The sequence below is a fragment of the Paenibacillus sp. JNU01 genome, from assembly GCF_059130585.1.
The window spans coordinates 5,038,435-5,057,062 of sequence record NZ_CP169723.1; the positions used below are offsets into that span (position 1 = coordinate 5,038,435).

Genomic DNA, 18,628 nt, shown 5'->3' on the forward strand with positions numbered 1-18,628 from the left:
TTATTTTAAGGAGTAAACTTATATCCGACCCCCCAGATGGTTTGAATGTATTGGGGGTTTTTCGGATTGTTCTCGATTTTTTTGCGAAGCTTGGTAATGTGCACATCGATGGTGCGATCATTAATGCCGGCATCAATACCACGAATGGCTTCAATCAGGGCATACCGGCTGTAGACCTTGCCAGGATTGAGGATAAACAGCTTCATGATCTCAAATTCGGAAAATGTCATCTCCACTCGCTGGTTATTTAACAGAACGGTTCTTCGCGCCAGATCGAGAGATATTCCAGTTTCCTGTTCAGTGACAATAGAGCTGTTCAATATGGCGTAACGACGCAATACAGCCTCAATACGTGCTTTCAGTTCCTGCATGCTGAAAGGTTTACATACATAGTCATCAGCCCCATCTGTTAATGATCGAATACGTTCGGATACTTCGGTTAACGAAGAGATGACAATGATGGGGATTGCCGTATGTTGGCGCATGAGAGAACAAGGATTCTTATTACCCGAATCAGGGAGCAGCAAGTCAAGAAGCAGGATATCAGGCCGCGCTTGAAGCTGTAGAAGACCATCTCTTGCGTTATCGACACGGGTAACATCATACCCTTCACCTTGTAAATACAAGGATAATGTATCGCCTAACATGTTGTCGTCCTCTATGATAAGCACTTTCGTCATGATATTCCTTTCTGAACCCCCTTCTTGTAGAAGGATTAAGATCCATGGATTAACTTAATATACCTGATATTTAAAACAGGCTGCATGAGGATGTCAAGACTCTAACATGACTCCAAGAAGGTGAGAGAATCTGGTTTATTGCTCGCCCAAATGTGGATGAGCTTCACGCTCGATCAGGCGCATCAGTTTGCGCTCGGTGGCTGTCTCTGGTGCAGGGGTGTAGACACTGCAACGCAGATCGGAACTACCCTGAACCTGCAACGAAGTCAGATCAAACAACATTTTGCCTGCTTTGGAGTGCCTGAATTCGATTAATACGTCCGGGGCACTGCTGACGCTGCTTTGTTTCCAAAGGGTGTGAAAATCGTGATGTCTGTTCATCATGTCGTCCAAAAATAAATTATACCATTCATCATCAACATACTGACCATAATAAGCACGAAATATCGCCAGAAATCCGCTAACAAAATCCTCCCAGTTCACCGCGAGCCTGCGAAACTCCTTTCGATCAAATAACAGACTGATCATATTCCGCTGTTCGGGGGCAATCTGTTCAAAATCCATAAAAACATGCCGGGCTGCATCATTCCAGCCAACAATGTAACAACGCCGATCCGAGATCACGGTAGGGCAGTGATGAAGCTCTTGCAAAATTTTCTGCAAGGAAGGGTGAAGTTGAACAGGTTCTTCTTCCAGTGTCGGCAGTTCGGAGTGATGTTCCATGGCAAGTGAAAACAGATATTTTCGCTCATCCGCAGTAAGTCTTAGTGCTGAAGCGATGTTGTCCAAAACCGAATGGGATACCTGAATATCCCGACCTTGTTCAAGCCAGGTATACCATGTTGTACTTACACCTGCCAGTTGGGAAACCTCTTCTCTCCTCAAACCAGGCGTTCTGCGCCGGCTTCCAGTGGGTAAACCGACAGATTCGGGAGAAATTTTGGAACGCTGTGTTTTTAGAAAAGTAGACAATGCCTGTAACCTGACATCGTAGTTCAATCCATCACCTTCCGTCCTCGTTATCATGGTAGTCATTATACTATTATAATTGACAACTTGTAATAGGATATTCAAAAGTGCACTATTAGTGGCATAGCGTAAGAATGAAGGAAGATAACAGCGCTGAAGGAGGATGGATATGGAACGAGTCGTCATTACAGGTATGGGAGTCATCTCTCCTTTGGGAAATGATGTACATACATTCTGGAATGGATTAATTGAGGGTAGATCAGGAATATCAACAATAGAACATTTTGATACAGCTTCCTATAAAACCAGAATCGCTGGTGTGGTCCGTGATTTTGATGGTGAAGAGCAATTTGGACGCAAGGAAGCAAGGCGTATGGACCGCTTCGTTCAATTCGCTGTTGCTGCTGCGGACCAGGCAGTATCCCAATCGGGTCTTGTGATGGACGAACTGGATCGCGAACGGGTAGGTGTATATATTGGTTCAGGAATAGGCGGAATTCAGACATTGATGGAACAAGGCAAGGTCCTGTCTGATCGGGGACCTGCGAGAGTCAGTCCAACACTCGTACCTATGATGATATCCAATATGGCTGCAGCTATGGTTAGTATGAGGTTTGGTTGCTGGGGGCCGACATTGTCGCCAGTAACCGCTTGTTCCATTGGCAATACAGCCATTGGAGAGGCTTTCCGTCTTATTCGTCATGGTGGAGCCGATGTCATTATTGCTGGCGGGACAGAAGCCGCTGTAACTGAAGTGTCACTGGCAAGCTTCGGTAATGCGACAGCGTTGTCAACAAGAAATGAAGCGTTCCATGCAGCAAGCCGTCCATTTGATGCGGGGAGAGACGGTTTTGTCATGGCGGAGGGCGCTGGGATTCTGGTTGTTGAGTCACTATCTCATGCACTGGAACGAGGGGCAAATATTCTTGCCGAAGTAATTGGATATGGTGCCAGTTCAGATGCATATCATATGGTAGCAACCCACCCGGAAGGACGGGGGGCATATCTGGCAATGAAAGCAGCGCTTAAAGAAGCTCAGATTGAACCTGAAGACATCGATGTAATTAATGCTCATGCCACCAGTACGGAGGCGGGCGATCTCTCTGAGACGAGAGCGATTAAGCAACTTTTCGGGGAAGCTGCCTATGATGTTCCGGTCACAGCGAATAAGTCCATGACAGGACATATGCTTGGTGCAGCTGGTGGTGCGGAGGCGATCTCACTTATTCAAAGTTTGCGTCATGGCATCATTCCTCCAACCATCAATCAGGAGCAGAGTGACCCTGAATGTGATCTGGACTATGTACCCAATGAGGCAAGAAGAGCAGATTTGCGGATTGGAATGTCCAATTCCTTTGGTTTTGGCGGTCATAATGCGGTGATTGTTCTTCAAAAATATTCTTCTTAAGCTAAAAGAACAGCTGAAATAACCAAAGGAACAGCGCAGCCTGGTGAGGCCACGCTGTTCCTTTGGTTATACGCGAATCATTCGTATCACGGAACCCTATTAACAGGCAAGTGTTTGCATGCCTTACGAAGAGAGAGGCGTTGATTCCGCTAAGCCTTTGCTGCCCCGACTCAACCAGCTTACACGCCAGCGGGATTGCATGAAGAGAACAAGGAACAGGGAAGCTGCAGCAATCAGGCTAAGAATGACGAAGCCTGGAGTGTAGGATTGGTAGCTGCTATACAGTTGACCGAGAATCAGCGGCAGTGCGTATCCGCCCAACCCGCCAGCCGCGCCTACAATGCCTGTCATCAGGCCAATCTCGTTACCGAAGCGTTGCGGAACCAGTTGGAACACGGATCCATTTCCAGCTCCCAAACACATCATACCGAGGAACAGCATGACCACTACAACAGGAAGTGGTGGCATGAAGGATACTCCAATCAACATGACGCAGGCTCCTGTATAAAGGAAAGTCAGCATGCGGGTTCCACCAATTTTGTCTGCCAGATAACCCCCTACAGGCCGGAAGAAGCTGCCTGCAATGACACAGAAGGTGGTAATATCTGCGGCTCGAACAGGTGAAAGTCCATACTGGGTGTTGAAGAAGATGGTTAGATAGTTACATAATCCAACGAAGCCGCCAAAGGTTACACAATAGAAGGCACAGAACACCCAAGCATCTTTTTGTTTAAGCAGACTTCCATATTGGGACAATTTTTTGGGCTCAGGCCGGTTAGGACTATTCTTGGCAAAGAGAGAAAAGAGAATAAATACGAGAGCAATCGGGATAATAGCAAGTCCGAACACAACTTCCCAGCTGCCAAAATGCGTAGCCAAGCGATTGGCAAACAACGTCGCGAGTACGGTTCCGCTGTTACCCGCCCCGGCGATACCCATGGCAAGACCCTGGTGCTCTTTGCCATACCATTGGCCCGCCAGCGGCAATGCAGCAGCAAAGGAGGCACCAGCCACACCCAGCAAGAGTGCCACCACGTAAAGCTGGCTTAAGGAGTCAACCCATAACCAGCCGAGTAATAAGGGAACCAGAGTGACGAGCATCCCGATCTGTGCGGTTAGTTTCGGACCGATATAATCAGACATGAAGCCGAGTACAAGTCGCAGGATGGAGCCGCCAAGAATAGGCAATGCGACCAGATTGGCCTTTTCCAATGGAGTCATCGGATAGTCCAATGCGATGACAACTGCGAGTGGACCCAGCATCCCCCATATCATAAAACTGATGTCAAAGTACATAAACGCCCCGAACAGGGTGGGCTTATGCCCGCTTTTCCAAAAACTTTTGCTCTCCATCATCCATCATCGCTCCTCATCCAATTAAGATCTTCGTAATTTGTCTATGTGCTTGTTGAGGCAGAAAAAGGCCGCAATTCGTCCAGATCAGAACGATTTGCGGCCCCGTTGCCGACAGGCGGTACACGTCATTGTGTTCCCGCATCTGAGTTGATCACAGCACTGTGATTTTGATTCAAATTATAAGCAAGAGAAAATGGTCATGTCAACAAAAATTACACGTAATTTTAATTAATTCTTTTTTTGATCGTGTTTCGTGGTTTTGATGTTAATTATATTGACATTGTATTTGGATTCCCTTAATCTGAATCTAATATGAATCCACACAATGGCGTGTGGATTCCGGAGGCAACGGTGCCCTTTTCCGAATGATGGAGAAGGGATTTTTCTGTTTATTTTCAGGTGAGAGAGATAGGGGGCAGCCCATGAGCAGAAGCAAACTGGTGATTATCGGGAATGGCATGGCAGGAATGAAGTGTGTTGAAGAGATCATCGCACTGGAGCCTGATACGTATGAGATTGTAATCTACGGCAATGAACCCCGTCCCAATTACAATCGGATCATGTTATCAAAAGTATTGCAGGGGGAGCATTCGCTACAGGATATCATAATCAATGACTGGGGCTGGTATGCCGAGCATCAAATCCGGCTATGCACAGGTGAGACGGTACACCGAATTGATACCCGAGGGAAATATATAGAGACTGAATCCGGCCTAAGAGAAACATATGATGTCTTGATTCTGGCGACAGGGTCTTCACCGTTTATTCCACCGATTCCAGGAGTGGATAAAGAGCGGGTCATGTCCTTCCGAACCATTGATGATTGTATGCGTATGTCCGACTATTCCAGAGAATTTCGCAAGGCCGCCGTTATTGGGGGTGGATTACTTGGACTGGAGGCTGCACGTGGGTTGCTGCATCTGGGGATGGAAGCTGTGGTGATTCATAATGCACCTTACATTATGAACCGACAGTTGGATCAAAAAGCAGCTGCGATGCTTCAGAAGCAGCTTGAAGACCAGGGTATGTCCTTTCTTTTGTCCAAAAACACGCAGAAAATTACCGGACGATCACAGGCGCAGGGGTTGCTGTTCACAGATGGTTCCAAGCTTGAAGCTCAGGTTATCATTGTCGCTGTAGGCATTCGGCCAAATGTGGATCTCGCCAGACGAAGTGGAATTGCTACAAATCGGGCAATTGTGGTAGATGACTATATGCGCACCAATGTACCGGATATATATGCAGTTGGGGAATGTGCCGAACATCGGGGAATCAGTTATGGTCTGGTGGCCCCCTTATACGAACAGGGGAAGGTGCTTGCACGTACGCTCTGTGGACGGGAAACGCATGAATACAAAGGATCGATTCCCTACTCACAGTTGAAGGTATCGGGAGTTGATGTTTTCTCAGCCGGCGAGATTAGTGGTGAAGGTGTACAGACCGCAATTCAACATCTGGATGGCATTCAAGGCACATACAAAAAGGTACTGATGCAGGCTGGAAAAGTGCGAGGAGCCATCTTATTTGGAGATACAACCGAAGGAACGTCGTTGCTTGGACTTGTGCAACGAGGTGCGGATGTAGCGGAATTGGCTCCGCGTGAAGGGGCCCCAGACCCGGCTGAGATGGCTGCTGCGGCATTACCAGTTCAGGAGACCGTATGTGCCTGTAACAATGTGACCAAGGCTGCCATTATGAAGGCGATTCAGGAACAGGGCCTCGAGACGGCAGATCAGGTGAAGGAACAGACGAAGGCTTCTGGTTCATGTGGTGGCTGTCGCCCGATGGTGGCTGCACTGTTGAAACATACGCATAACCTGAAAAATAACGGGGGTACTGGAGTGGAAGCCACACCAGATAAACCTGCTCCAATGTCTGTATGCAGTTGTACGGCGCTTGGGCATGCAGAACTGAAGGAAATGCTGGCTGACATCGTTGTTCCGAATACAGATCTACCTTTGATCTTGCAGAAGTTGGGTTGGGGTTCGAAGCTTGGCTGTGCTGTATGTCGTCCAGTGATCCACTATTACTTGCAAGTATCCGGTGGAACGATAGTTGCACGAGAGATCGAAGGGCACTCAGAGGTCCAGGTACGCTGGGATAATCATATCCCGTCGTCATCCTATGCCAGAGATGTCAGTAGGTTGGCTGCGCAGCTTCGTGCCAGTTGGATCGGTGCAGTGATGCCGTCATCCGTGAATATTGGGGTTGCACCAGGGCCGGGGTCATTAGTGAGCGTACTGGTTCAGGATATTGGTTTGCTGGCTTCACCAGCTGGATGGGAGATCTATGCAGGTGGTCATGCAGAGCATCCGGTGAAGGAAGGTGAGTTGCTTGGGGTGGCTGAGACAGAGATGCAAGCGGCTATGCTTGCATCAGCCTGCCTTCAATGGTATCGCCAAACCGCTTGGTATGATGAGCCTTTATGGGCATGGACCGAGCGAATGGGATTCATGACGATCCGGGAAACGCTGCTGGATGACCAACTACAGAAGGAACTTGTTGCGATTCATCAATATGAGCGGGATGTGGCTTCAGCATCCCCGATGAAGCAATTTCTTGAATCTCCCGCGGTGCAGGGCACCGTCTGAAACGGATCAGTATTACAGCTGAAAGGCAGGGATGGGAAAATGGAATTATCGATAACTTCGGAAATGGCGGTATCCAAGCTGTATGTAAAAGAAACACAGTGTCCATATTGCAGTGTGCAATGCAAGATGACAGTTGAAGAGCTGGCCGCACCTGTTGCAGGTCAGAGCCGAGCGGAATATACGGTCCAAGGCGTTCCGAATGAAGCTTCTCAGGGCAGGCTGTGTGTGAAGGGTATGAATGCTCATCAGCATGCGCTCAGTGGTCAACGATTAATGCATCCGCTGATTCGTCGCAATGGTGAGCTTGAACCCTGTTCCTGGGAAGAGGCCATTCAGACCATCGCACAGCGGTTTCAGAACTTGAAAGATTCATACGGAGCAGATACGGTTGGAGTATACGGAGGCGGATCTTTAACAAATGAGTCAGCCTATCTGCTCGGCAAGTTCGCCAGGGTTGCTTTGGGGACGAAATATATCGACTATAATGGACGATTCTGTATGTCAGCTGCCGCTTCGGCCGGAAGTAAAGTATTTGGAATGGACCGAGGACTAACGTTCCGCCTGTCCGATATACCGAAAGCGGGCTGTATTATACTTGCCGGAACCAATATCGCAGAATGCCAACCTACACTCTTGCCGTACTTTAATCAGGCGAAGGAGAATGGGGCCTTTCTCATCGTTATCGATCCCCGTAAGACGGCAACCGCTGCGATTGCCGATCTTCACTTGCAGGTAAAGCCCGGAACGGATGCCTTGTTGGCGGATACCATGTTAAAAATAATAATCGATGCCGGATTGGTGGACCCTCATTTTATAGGAGAACGAACGCATGGATACGAGCAATTGATACAAGGGTTGGCTGATCTCCAACTCGAACAGTCGGCACTAGCATGTGGAGTCGATCTGGCCCTGATTCGTCAGGCTGCACTGGCCTATGGTGAGGCAGAGACAGGCATGATCATGACAGCACGTGGCGTGGAGCAACAGACGGATGGACATATGGCCGTCAGGCATTTTCTCAACCTGGTGTTAGCGACTGGCAAAATTGGCCGAGAAGGCTGTGGATATGGTGCGATCACAGGTCAGGGAAACGGGCAGGGCGGACGGGAGCATGGGCAGAAGGCTGACCAGCTGCCGGGCTATCGATCGATTGAAAATGAAGCTGATCGTGCCTATGTGGCATCGATCTGGGGCGTGGACCCTGCAAGTTTACCGGGTAAAGGAGTCTCGGCCTACGAGATGATGGAGAAAGTTCATGACCAGGAGATTCGGGCTTTGCTTGTAATGGGCTCCAATCCGGTTGTATCCAATCCTAATGTGCGTTTGGTGGAAGAAGGTTTGCGTAAGCTGGATTTTCTGATTGTGGCAGATATGTTTCTGTCCGAGACTGCACGAATGGCGGATCTGGTTCTTCCGGTTACCTCTTATATGGAGAATGAAGGTACACTGACCAATCTGGAGGGGCGTGTTCTGCTCCGTGAACAGGGACGGCCTGCGCCAGGCGAAACGCTCGATGATTGGGATATCTTATGCCGGATTGCCGCGCAATTGGGTAAAGTTTCTTACTTTGAATATGACACTGCTGAGGATATCTTTAATGAGCTTCGGTTGGCGAGCCGTGGTGGAGTGGCTGATTACTATGGCATTACCTATGAGCGTTTGCGTAACGAGAAAGGGGTATACTGGCCGTGTTCTTCCCTTGAAGAGCAAGGAGAAGGCCTGTTATTCGGTGATCGATTCGCACATCCCGATGGCAAAGCGGCATTCACATGTGAGTCAAGCCTGGGGTGGAATGATATATCACCGGAATTCCCCTTAATTCTTACCAACGGACGTGTGCTCCCTCATTATCTTACAGGGGTGCAGACGCATCGCAGTCCGGCACTTGCAGCTCGTGAATTGGAGAACTTCGTTGAGCTTCATCCGGTTACCGCTGCCCGTCATCGTATTCACGATGGAGAGTGGGTAGAGATACAATCGGAGTACGGAAGTTTCACGGTTCGTTCGCGCATCAAGGATTCCATTCGGCAGGATACCTTGTTTGTGCCGATGCATTGGGGTGGTGTTCAAAATGTGAATCGGGCAACCCGACCGGAACTGGACCCGTTCTGCCGTATGCCCGGATTCAAGACGGCGGCAGTAACCATTCGACCATTGCGATTAGCCAAATAATCCATACAGGTTTCAGCATACAGGTTTCCAGGCATCATAAGCTGCTCTAATGCTAACTTCGAGAACGGATATGTAAATGACTGGAACTTAAAAGTAGAATAAAGCGTTAAGAATATATACTGACTAAATAAGAGGTGGTCAAACCTTTGAAAAAGAAAACATTGGTTTCACTACTCACCCTACCACTGGTAGCTGCATCTGTATGTGGCTACATGTACTTGAACAAGCCGTCTATCGTTAGTGCTCAAAGCGATGTTGAAGCAGCAGCACTTAAGGCGACCCAGGGTAAGGTGGATTATATTAAGGAATCGTTTGAAGACGGATCATATATCGTTCGCTATCGGGACCGTGTGAATTTGACAGAAGTCACTGAGGAATACCGTGATAACCAGCTTCATTACAAAATGATTATTGAAGATGGTGGTAAGAAAATCACTTCATATGGTCGAGATTTTGAGACGGGAAAATTGGTTGGGAACACTTGGACCATGCCGGACAACATAGCTGCTGAAAATGAGAAGTTGCTACAGAACTCGCTGTTGGAGAATGCTAAAGAAGAATTACAAGGTCAGGATTGGACCGTACTGGAAACTGCGGGAACACACTCCCGTTCTGCTACAGAGCGTAACGAGCAAAAGGCTGTTTCTGAAGACGCACTCCACAAGGAAGTGGTAACCATTGATGTAAATACGGGTATACCGACGCAACGTGTGATTTATCAGAAAGACAAAAACGGTGAAATTGTAACCAGACCAACCAAGACCGAAGAGTACAAGCATTTGGATTCTATCCCGATGAAGATCCAGAGCTTTGCTCCGGAAGAATCGATTGAGATTAGAGAAATACCGGCGCCGGTCATTGAAGATAAGGTGCTTGGAGGGTCAAAGATTTTTTCATTTCATCAGCAATTACAATTACAAGAAAGCCAGCCCTCATATTTGTTGAGAGCTGGCTTTTTCCTTGAATTTAGCCCTCGATCTGGAGTGTATGGCGAAGGCGCTTGATATCACTTTTAGGAGGAAGGCCATACATGCGGGCGTACTCCCGACTGAACTGGGAAGGACTCTCGTATCCAACCTGGAATGCCGCATCGGCCGCATCGGTTGAACCTGCAAGTAACATTCGCCGGGCCTCCTGCAATCGAATCTGTTTTTGATATTGCAGTGGGCTCATGGCGGTAACGGCTTTGAAATGATAATGCAATGAGGACGTACTCATGTTAATCATGGAAGCCAATTGCTCGATTCGCAGTGGATGGGCGTATTCGGAGTGAATGACTTCAATGACTTGGGCGATATGCTGTGCATGACTGTTTTGGACTGCAAACTGCCTGATGGAATGTCCGTGTTCATCCTGAATCAGGCGATATAGAATCTCACGAGTCATAAGGGGTGCAAGTGCAGGTATATCTTCAGGTGTATCCAGCAATCTGACCAATCGGATTACGGCTTCCAGAAGCGGAGGTTTGTTTGAGCTTACAAACAACCCACGACGTGTTGAGTTGTTGGATTTGGTGTGTGCGGAAGGAGAATCTTGAACAAGATCAAAAACCTGCCCCGAATCAAAATCAAATCGTAAGCAGAGATAAGGGTGTTCTGTCGTTGCCTGTACCACTTGTCCTGAAATAGGCAAGTTTATGGAAGCGACCAGATACTGTGAAGAGTCATAGGTATAGCTCTCTTGTCCGAGAATAACCAGTTTGGAACCTTGGGCCACAATGCACAAGGCGGGTTCGTGCACGGTATGAATGGGCTCTGAAACCTGGGAAGCACGGATCAAAGCAAGCGAAGGAATTGCTGTTAGATGAATCCCGTCATCGTGGGCGAAACGACCGATTAAGCGGGCCAATTCCTGTTGCTGCTCAATAATAGCTGTACCCTGTTCCGTTTTGGATAGCATGGATTGCAGGCCCCCTTTCCTGATACTCATAACCATTTTAAAATGCGTTGGACGAATAGGCAAGAATACTGTGGGATTCTTCTATCGTACAGAGACTGATCGACTACATAATGAAATTAAGCAATTGAATCTGTTGGCAACAGAAAGGAGTGACGTGGAAATATGGCAGGTAATAGATCAGAAGACAGACCAGAATTGGAGCACCCGTATGTAGGAATGTGGGTGACGAAGGACGGGTACATCCGACATGAACTGCTTCCTTCCGGTCGTTATGACGAATCACGGGGAGATAGGCAAAGTGCGTACCAAGGTCGATATGTAGTCGAAGGAGATCATATTGAATATGTGGATGATACTGGCTTTACTGCGGATGGAGACTTTAAGGAAGGCGTGCTTTATCATGCAGGCATGGTTCTGTACAGAGAAGATGCACAATCAAATACCTAATAGGGAGAGAAGTCGATATGTTTAATGTAAAAGGGAAAGTCGTTGTAATCACGGGTGCAAGCAGCGGAATTGGGGAGGCAACAGCGCGTCTGTTAGCAGAGCAGGGAGCACATGTTGTTATTGGTGCAAGACGAGTGGATCGCCTAGAGGTGCTGGCTTCCGCCATTCGCTCGGAAGGTGGTTCAGTAGAATATCATGCCCTTGATGTTACACAGCTGGAAGACATGCAAACGATCGTAGAGCTTGCGCTCAGTCGTTATGGACGTTTGGATGTGATAGTTAATAATGCCGGGGTCATGCCACTATCAACCCTTGAAGCACTAAAAGTGGACGAGTGGAATCGTATGATTGATGTTAATATTCGGGGTGTTCTACACGGTATTGCAGCTGGGCTGCCCGTTATGAAAGAACAGGGTTTCGGACAGTTTGTTAATATCGCTTCCATTGGAGCTTATGCCGTGACACCAACAGCCGCAGTATATTGTGCAACCAAGTACGCTGTCCGGGCGATCTCGGAGGGTCTGCGACAGGAGGTAGGCTCAGATATCCGCGTGACCCTTGTATCGCCAGGTGTGACTGAATCCGAACTTGCCGAATCCATCTCTGATCATGGAGCACGGGAGTTTATGAAAGATTATCGGAGCATATCCATTCCAGCTACGGCTATCGCTCAAAGCATACTATATGCGATCAACCAGTCGGCTGAGGTGGATGTGAATGAAATTGTGGTAAGACCCACTGCAAGCTTAGTTTAAACCTCGCTGTAAGATTCCGAAGACGCTCCTACCATATATACGGTTGGGGCGTCTTTTTGTACCTTATAAACAACTTGGTTCATATTTCAGGGTGACCAACCACTAATGCTATCAACAGTAAGATAGAAGAATTTAACATGGGGGCAATCCAGAAAGAGTGTATTAGCTGATTTTGCGTATATGTACGCAAGTAGTTCATAGTTCCGTGGTTCCACGTAAACATGAGGATTGGCTCATGAATATGGATTGAATTTTAGTTATGATGTTCATTAGGGGTACATATGTACGTATTTTTAATTTTATTTTGGGATAGATCGCCATTGTGAGTTTAGGTTATTACGCATCGTGGTATAGATATCGGGGCTTATGGAAGCTTCTTCAAATAGGGCGGGACAGAGGGGGCATGACAGTGAACATATGGATAACGGTAAAAAGTCTGGGTAAGCGCAAACCGGTACTTGCCAAGCAAGCTGCTGAACTTCCGGAAACAACTCATACGCTAAGGCAGCTCATTGAAAATATGGTGGCTCTGCAAGTAAAAGCTCTTCAGGACAAGAAGCAACAGGCGGAATTGCTCGCCTACCTGATGCCGGATGATATTGAAGCGCAGGGAGCGGCGGGGAAAGTCGGGTTTGGCGCAGTATACAATGAGGGTGTTCCTGATCTGAATGGCGCGATGGAGACAGCTATAACTGCCTATGAGGATGGATTGTACAAAGTGTTTCTCAACGATGAAGAATTGCAGGAACTGGACAAGTCAATTTTGATACAAGACGGCGACAACGTGGTGTTTATCCGATTTACAATGCTTGCCGGACGTCTGTGGTAGAGAGTGATGAAGGAGGAGAACAGGATGAATCAGGAAGATCAAGTGCAGGTGTATATGGATGAATTGCAGGAAAGAGCCAAGTCGTTAACAGGGGTACAGCTTGAGTTGGCAGGTTATGTTGTGGAGATCGCCGGGTCTACGTATTTGCGTGGAGACGAAAAGATGTTTTTGAATACAGAAAAGTTGCTTGAAAGGCTGGCTGCAGAGACACAGAAGCCATTATTCCAGCCACTATTGGATGTGCTCCAGCATCTGGCGAGTGAGTCATTGGTTGCACGATTCCGTTATATTGCAGAGCGTGCGACCCGTTTCCCGTACAGTAACAACTATGAACGCAGGCCCTTCCGCACATCCGATCCGGGGCAGCATGTAGCACAGGTCATCCGTAAACTGATGGGGTTGTTCCGGATGGAAATGAATAATTTTTCTCTGGAAGAATATGTGTCACTTCGTGAGTACAAGCTGGATTATCTGCATGAGATCCGTTGGGTCCTGGCGGATTGTATCGCGTATGAACTGGATCATCAGGGCGGAGGTATGAAGCAGGCGCTGCACGATATTATATATGGTGACAATCAGAATGCACTGTTAACCCATGAAATGATAAAGGGCATATTCATGAGCGATCAGGTGGAAGCCTATCAGATGGTAGGTGAGCTGCTGGTTGCAGCACGGTTGCAGGAAGGTCTGCGCCAAAGCATTGTGGAGCGGATGGATGAAGGAACACTGGAAGCCTATATTTACATATTAAAAATCATTATCGACAACAACCTGATTCGTTTCAGTTCTGTGGTAAGAGCGCTCGCTGTCTGGACGGGGATCGGCATAGAAGCAGCCAATCAGCGAGTTGCTGCACAGCTCATTGAACAGGCTCATGAGGCGCTGGTACAACCAGAGGTACGAGAAGCCTGGCAGCAGGAAGCGAACGCGAACAAACTCTTTATCAGCCTGTGGGCGACAGCAGTCATCGAAGAGAATGATTTGAAGAGCAAGATCATCGAGATTATGGATCAAGGCCAATTATATCAGAAGATCGTTGCCCAATATGTACTGGCTAACAGCCAGAACCGAGAGCTTCGATTGGACATTGCACGTCGGTATCTGGAAGCGCAGGATACCGAGTTAATGCACTGGATTGTGACCAACTATGACGCCATGTATATGTATAACTGGAGTTTCGAGAATGGTGAGAATCAGCGTAGCGTTTACGTGTGGCCATTGCAGGCTCTTGAAGATAAGGCCTTGCGGCGTCAGGACTTTGACCGATTCAAACAGATGCTGGGTGTCATTCCAAAAGGCGGGTCAGGCGGACCATCGGGTGTACTTGAGTATGTTCACTACCGGATTGATATGGATGATGTAGTCAAAAAAATGTTATATCTGGCCGCTTATGATATGGACCCGGAATGGATCGGCGAAGTCATTGCAATCAAGGACCGCCTAAGCCCGGAACTGCGCGGAGAACTGTTATCCCAGTTTGTTCAGCATCCTGAGAATGAGGTGCAAAGACAGTTTGTGTTTGAGAGTCTGTCTGATAAAAGTATGAGTAACCGGGAGAGTGCACTCGCCAAGGCGAAGTTGCTCACGTTGACAGTTGAAGAGATGGAACAGATGGAGGCACTGATGAAGCTCAAGACAGGCTCACTTCGTCAGAAGGTCATCCATGTATTATTACTGCAACCTATAGACCAATTGAAGGTCTCACTGAAGCGACTTTTGCAGGCCAAGAGTGAGTTGCAGCGTCTGGGCGCACTCGAATTGTTGACCGAGATTGCGGCAGATCCGGAGCGGGCAGATCAGCAGGAGGCATTACAGCCATTGGCGCAGCTTATTGAGACACCAACTGCCAAGGAACAGAAACTGCTGGATAAGCTGACCGATCAGGGGAGTCGTTACACAGCCTCCAATGGATTTGGTTTATTTGATCCGAAGCGACGTGAGCCATTGCTGGATGAGATGCGTGATCTCAAGGACGTTACTCCGAAGGACATCTTCACGCTCTCTCTGGATAAGACCAGACCTTTTCTGGAGGGTCTCAATGAATTGGTGCATGAACACAGGGATTATGAGTATGAAGTGGAGTACTACGCTGGCTATAAAGAAACATTGTTAGTTGGAGCGAGTCTTCGCTCCAAGGTTCCGTATGGAGAGCGCAATGAAATGAAGCATATGCAGCAGTTTCCGCTTCATGAGGTATGGGAGAACTATATTCAACATGGCGAGTTTAGCAGTATGGAGTTAATGCAGTTGTATATGGTTATACAGCTCCGGGATTTCAATGGCAAATTGAGCGACCATTACAGTTACTTCCATGATCAGTATGGCTATGAAGAACTGCAAAAGATTCCGTTACTGGAAGGCTGGCGCAAGACGTTTGCTGAACAAATCTATCCGCTGGAGGATATCGAAAAACTGCAGCAGATGCTGAATTCGTTACCGTATAAGGATCAGGTAGTGGCGCTTATATCGGCGGCATTTCTGGATAGCGATCCGATCGACACGTTTGAGATAGCCGAGAAGACTTGGGCCTCTATTATTGCGAGTATGCCTGCTGATCGACTCGAAAAGGAGTCAGGCATGCTTCATATTCTGACTGCACCCTGGAATTATGTGGTTCGTGGCAAAATCCATGACGATAACAGCTTCAAACGTTTCTTCCAGACGGCTTACCAGTTCACCAGTCTTGTAGAGCGTAGTGAGCCGCTGTCTTTACTGTCACTTGAAGATTTCCTCCGTGCGTACCAGTTGAACCTGATTGACGAACAGGAGATATATAGACAGGTTCTGGTCGGTGGGAATCGTCTGATGTTTATTCGGAACTTAACATCCACTCGTACGGAAGAGATCGCAAGTGACCCGAAGCTGATTCACTTACGGGATACGGTCGTTAATCGGATTCTGGAAATCGAGCTGACCCGGGGAGAACTCTCTACAGAAGTAAGTACACTTGCCATGAAACTGGAACGAATTGAAGGCATGGAACACTGGGTACATCTAGTCTCTGCGATGGATCAGGATACCTTTGTCCGTGGATATATCTACAGTTATGGGGACAACACAACACGCAAAGAGACGTTCAGCTATCTGATTCAGAATTGTCATCCACGGGATGGAGAAGATGAGAAACAACTCGGAGAGTTGCTCCAGAAATACCCGATTAAAGAGAAAAAATTGCTGGAAGCAGCCATGTACGCGCCACAGTGGATGGAGATTGTTGCAAAACATCTGGGATGGGAAGGTCTTCGCAGTGCGGCATGGTACTTCCATGCTCATATCAATGAACGCTTTACTGCGGAGAAAGAAACCATCGTGGCCCACTATTCTCCAATCTCACCACAGGACTTTAATGAAGGTGCGTTTGATATCGCTTGGTTTGAAGAAGCTTATGCTGCTGTCGGGGAGGAACGGTTCAATCTCTTATACGATTGTGCCAAGTATATTTCCGGGGGAGCCAACCATCGCAGATCTCAATTGTTCGCGGATGCTGCACTGGGCAAGCTTCGGCTGGAGGATATGCGTGATTCCGTGTCAGACAAGCGAAACAAAGATCATTTATTAACTTACAGTCTGATTCCATTCGCCGTAAATCGTGAACAGGACCTGCGTGAGCGTTACGACTTCATTCAGAAATTCCTGACGCAGAGCAAGCAATTCGGCGCACAACGCCGCGCAAGTGAAGGTGTAGCATCACAGATTGCACTGGGTAACCTTGCTCGTAATGCTGGCTATGCCGATGTTACGCGGCTGATGTGGGACATGGAAGCACGTAAGCTCGATGAAATGAAGACTTTCTTTGAGCCACATGCATTGGATGCTGACACGACAGCACAATTGGTCATTGATGAGGAAGGCCAGCCCGAGATGGTTATCGTTAGCAAAGGCAAGACACTCAAATCTGTACCTGCCCGGTTCAAAAAAGATGGATATATCGCTGAACTGAAAGAGCTCAAATCGGATCTGGTGGATCAGTATCGCCGGGCAAGGCAGGAGCTGGAGCGTTCGATGACGGCTGGAACATCCTTTACACGTCAGGAAATTGCCAGTCTGATGCAAAATCCGGTTATACATCCGCTGGTAAGAACGCTTGTATTCCAGTCAGGTGACAAGATGGGAAGATTCGATGGTTCGTCCAGTGGTCTGGTTGCTCCAGGACCAGAGGGTACGATCCATGTCCTAGCGGAACAGGATCAACTGTTGATTGCTCATCCGCTTCATCTGTATCAGAGCGGAAGCTGGAGTGAATTCCAACGGGATCTGTTCACCCGCCAGGACCGTCAACCGTTCAAGCAGGTATTTCGTGAATTATATCTTCCTAACGAGGACGAATTGGCTAATGGTACGGTGTCCCGCCGATATGCCGGGTATCAGATTCAACCGAAAAAAGCAGTAGCTCTGCTCAAAGGACGCCAATGGACAGTCAGTTATGAAGAAGGTCTGCAAAAGGTAAGCTACGAGCATAATCTGATTGCGAATCTCTATGCTATGGCGGATTGGTTCTCACCGGCAGATACTGAGGCGCCAACACTGGAGACGGTGCAGTTCTACGATCGCAAGAGCTACAAACCTGTACCGTTGCAAGATGTGCCGCTGACGTTCTTCTCGGAAGTTATGCGTGACATCGATCTGGTGGTCAGTGTTGCACATGTGGGAGGTGTAGATCCGGAAGCCAGCCTGACCACCATCGAGATGCGCCATGTCATTGTGAACGAGTCGTTGCGTCTGCTGAAGATCGAAAATGTACGTCTGGACGGGAATTACGCACGGATTGATGGTAAATTGGGTGAGTATGCTGTTCATCTGGGTAGTGGCAATGTATTCAAACAAGCCACAGGTGCCCTTCATATCGTACCAGTGCACAGTCAGCATCGGGGTCGAATCTTCCTGCCATTCCTGGATGAAGATCCGAGAACGGCCGAGATTCTGTCCAAGGTGATGTTGCTTGCCGAAGATAAGAAGATCAAGGACCCGCAGATTCTTGCACAGTTACAGAATTAGAAGTTAGTGAATTAGAAGTGAACCGCCCTGTGGGGCGGTTTTTTTTATTTGTTACCCCGATTTTCAATGTATCTCCGAATCTCGTGAACAAGCGGGAGAGACTTCAACATAAAGCGGCTGAGGAACCTGATAAAAGGGACTTCAGTTGCTTTTATATTTTTGGGTAAATCAATGGGCCGGATTGGTTCCGGTTACAAATAGACCTGGGACCCAGAGCATCTCAACATATTCCTTAATATGTTAATTAATTGTATTAATTGGTTGGTGAGGAGTGGGTCGAACCGACTGTTTTTAAAAGTAGAGAATTGGTTCGGAAATAGTTACGGAACTGTAAATAATTCGCTTTCTTGTTATGTTATCTGAATTTAAAGTGAGATGATTCCAAAGGACTAGGCTCGGTATAATCTGTTATTTACCAAATTTAAGGGGGTGTAATTCATAATCATGTCGGCTATCGTTAGGAAGCGAAATCTGCTGTCTTGCTTGCAGGCTGCAGTTTCCGAAGCCATGTGCAGGACGACCTGAAT

The 18,628-nt window shown here is 47.8% G+C and carries 12 protein-coding genes; 8 read left to right on the forward strand and 4 right to left on the reverse strand.

Features of this window, described 5'->3' with window-relative positions:
- Window positions 1-5: 5 nt before the first annotated feature.
- Both NLBNIHML_RS21955 and NLBNIHML_RS21960 read right to left on the reverse strand, forming a co-directional pair.
- Window positions 6-680: a response regulator transcription factor gene (locus NLBNIHML_RS21955; protein ID WP_339239740.1), complete on the reverse strand. Its 675-nt coding sequence runs from the start codon at window positions 678-680 to the stop codon at window positions 6-8.
- A gap of 135 nt (window positions 681-815) precedes the next feature.
- Complete coding sequence (locus NLBNIHML_RS21960; protein WP_339239744.1) at window positions 816-1,679, reverse strand: helix-turn-helix transcriptional regulator; 864 nt, start codon at window positions 1,677-1,679, stop codon at window positions 816-818.
- Between the two features lie 139 nt (window positions 1,680-1,818).
- On the opposite strand from NLBNIHML_RS21960, the gene fabF reads away from it, so the two are divergent.
- On the forward strand, window positions 1,819-3,057 hold the full coding sequence (gene fabF, locus NLBNIHML_RS21965; RefSeq protein ID WP_339239747.1) for a beta-ketoacyl-ACP synthase II: 1,239 nt from the start codon (window positions 1,819-1,821) through the stop codon (window positions 3,055-3,057).
- A 123-nt stretch (window positions 3,058-3,180) separates the two neighbouring features.
- Here the strand turns inward: fabF and NLBNIHML_RS21970 are convergent, their stop codons facing one another.
- Entirely contained in the window at window positions 3,181-4,410 is a 1,230-nt protein-coding gene (locus NLBNIHML_RS21970) for a nitrate/nitrite transporter (protein WP_339261308.1), read from the reverse strand.
- Window positions 4,411-4,835: 425 nt separating this feature from the next.
- Here NLBNIHML_RS21970 and nirB point away from each other — a divergent pair, with 425 nt between their 5' ends.
- The 3 genes from nirB to NLBNIHML_RS21985 all read left to right on the forward strand — a co-directional run bounded on the left by nirB (window position 4,836) and on the right by NLBNIHML_RS21985 (window position 10,180).
- Entirely contained in the window at window positions 4,836-7,004 is a 2,169-nt protein-coding gene (gene nirB / locus NLBNIHML_RS21975; RefSeq protein ID WP_494352752.1) for a nitrite reductase large subunit NirB, read from the forward strand.
- A gap of 39 nt (window positions 7,005-7,043) precedes the next feature.
- Complete coding sequence (gene nasC, locus NLBNIHML_RS21980; protein WP_494352753.1) at window positions 7,044-9,176, forward strand: assimilatory nitrate reductase catalytic subunit NasC; 2,133 nt, start codon at window positions 7,044-7,046, stop codon at window positions 9,174-9,176.
- 146 nt (window positions 9,177-9,322) lie between these two features.
- A complete protein-coding gene (locus tag NLBNIHML_RS21985) occupies window positions 9,323-10,180 on the forward strand; it encodes a hypothetical protein (protein ID WP_494352754.1) in 858 nt (285 codons plus the stop codon).
- Here the strand turns inward: NLBNIHML_RS21985 and NLBNIHML_RS21990 are convergent.
- On the reverse strand, window positions 10,143-11,075 hold the full coding sequence (locus NLBNIHML_RS21990) for an AraC family transcriptional regulator (RefSeq protein ID WP_494352755.1): 933 nt from the start codon (window positions 11,073-11,075) through the stop codon (window positions 10,143-10,145). The genes NLBNIHML_RS21985 and NLBNIHML_RS21990 overlap by 38 nt on opposite strands.
- A gap of 162 nt (window positions 11,076-11,237) precedes the next feature.
- Between NLBNIHML_RS21990 and NLBNIHML_RS21995 the strand changes: the two genes are divergently transcribed.
- From NLBNIHML_RS21995 to NLBNIHML_RS22010, 4 genes are all read left to right on the forward strand, one after another.
- Window positions 11,238-11,522, forward strand: a complete 285-nt coding sequence (locus NLBNIHML_RS21995; RefSeq protein WP_339239761.1) for an Atu4866 domain-containing protein — start codon at window positions 11,238-11,240, stop codon at window positions 11,520-11,522.
- A 17-nt stretch (window positions 11,523-11,539) separates the two neighbouring features.
- Window positions 11,540-12,277: an SDR family oxidoreductase gene (locus tag NLBNIHML_RS22000; RefSeq protein WP_494352756.1), complete on the forward strand. Its 738-nt coding sequence runs from the start codon at window positions 11,540-11,542 to the stop codon at window positions 12,275-12,277.
- A 403-nt stretch (window positions 12,278-12,680) separates the two neighbouring features.
- Window positions 12,681-13,106 (forward strand): hypothetical protein, encoded by a 426-nt coding sequence (locus NLBNIHML_RS22005; RefSeq protein ID WP_339239766.1) that lies wholly within the window; start codon window positions 12,681-12,683, stop codon window positions 13,104-13,106.
- A gap of 24 nt (window positions 13,107-13,130) precedes the next feature.
- A complete protein-coding gene (locus NLBNIHML_RS22010) occupies window positions 13,131-18,101 on the forward strand; it encodes a DUF4132 domain-containing protein (protein WP_494352757.1) in 4,971 nt (1,656 codons plus the stop codon).
- Window positions 18,102-18,628: the final 527 nt, after the last annotated feature.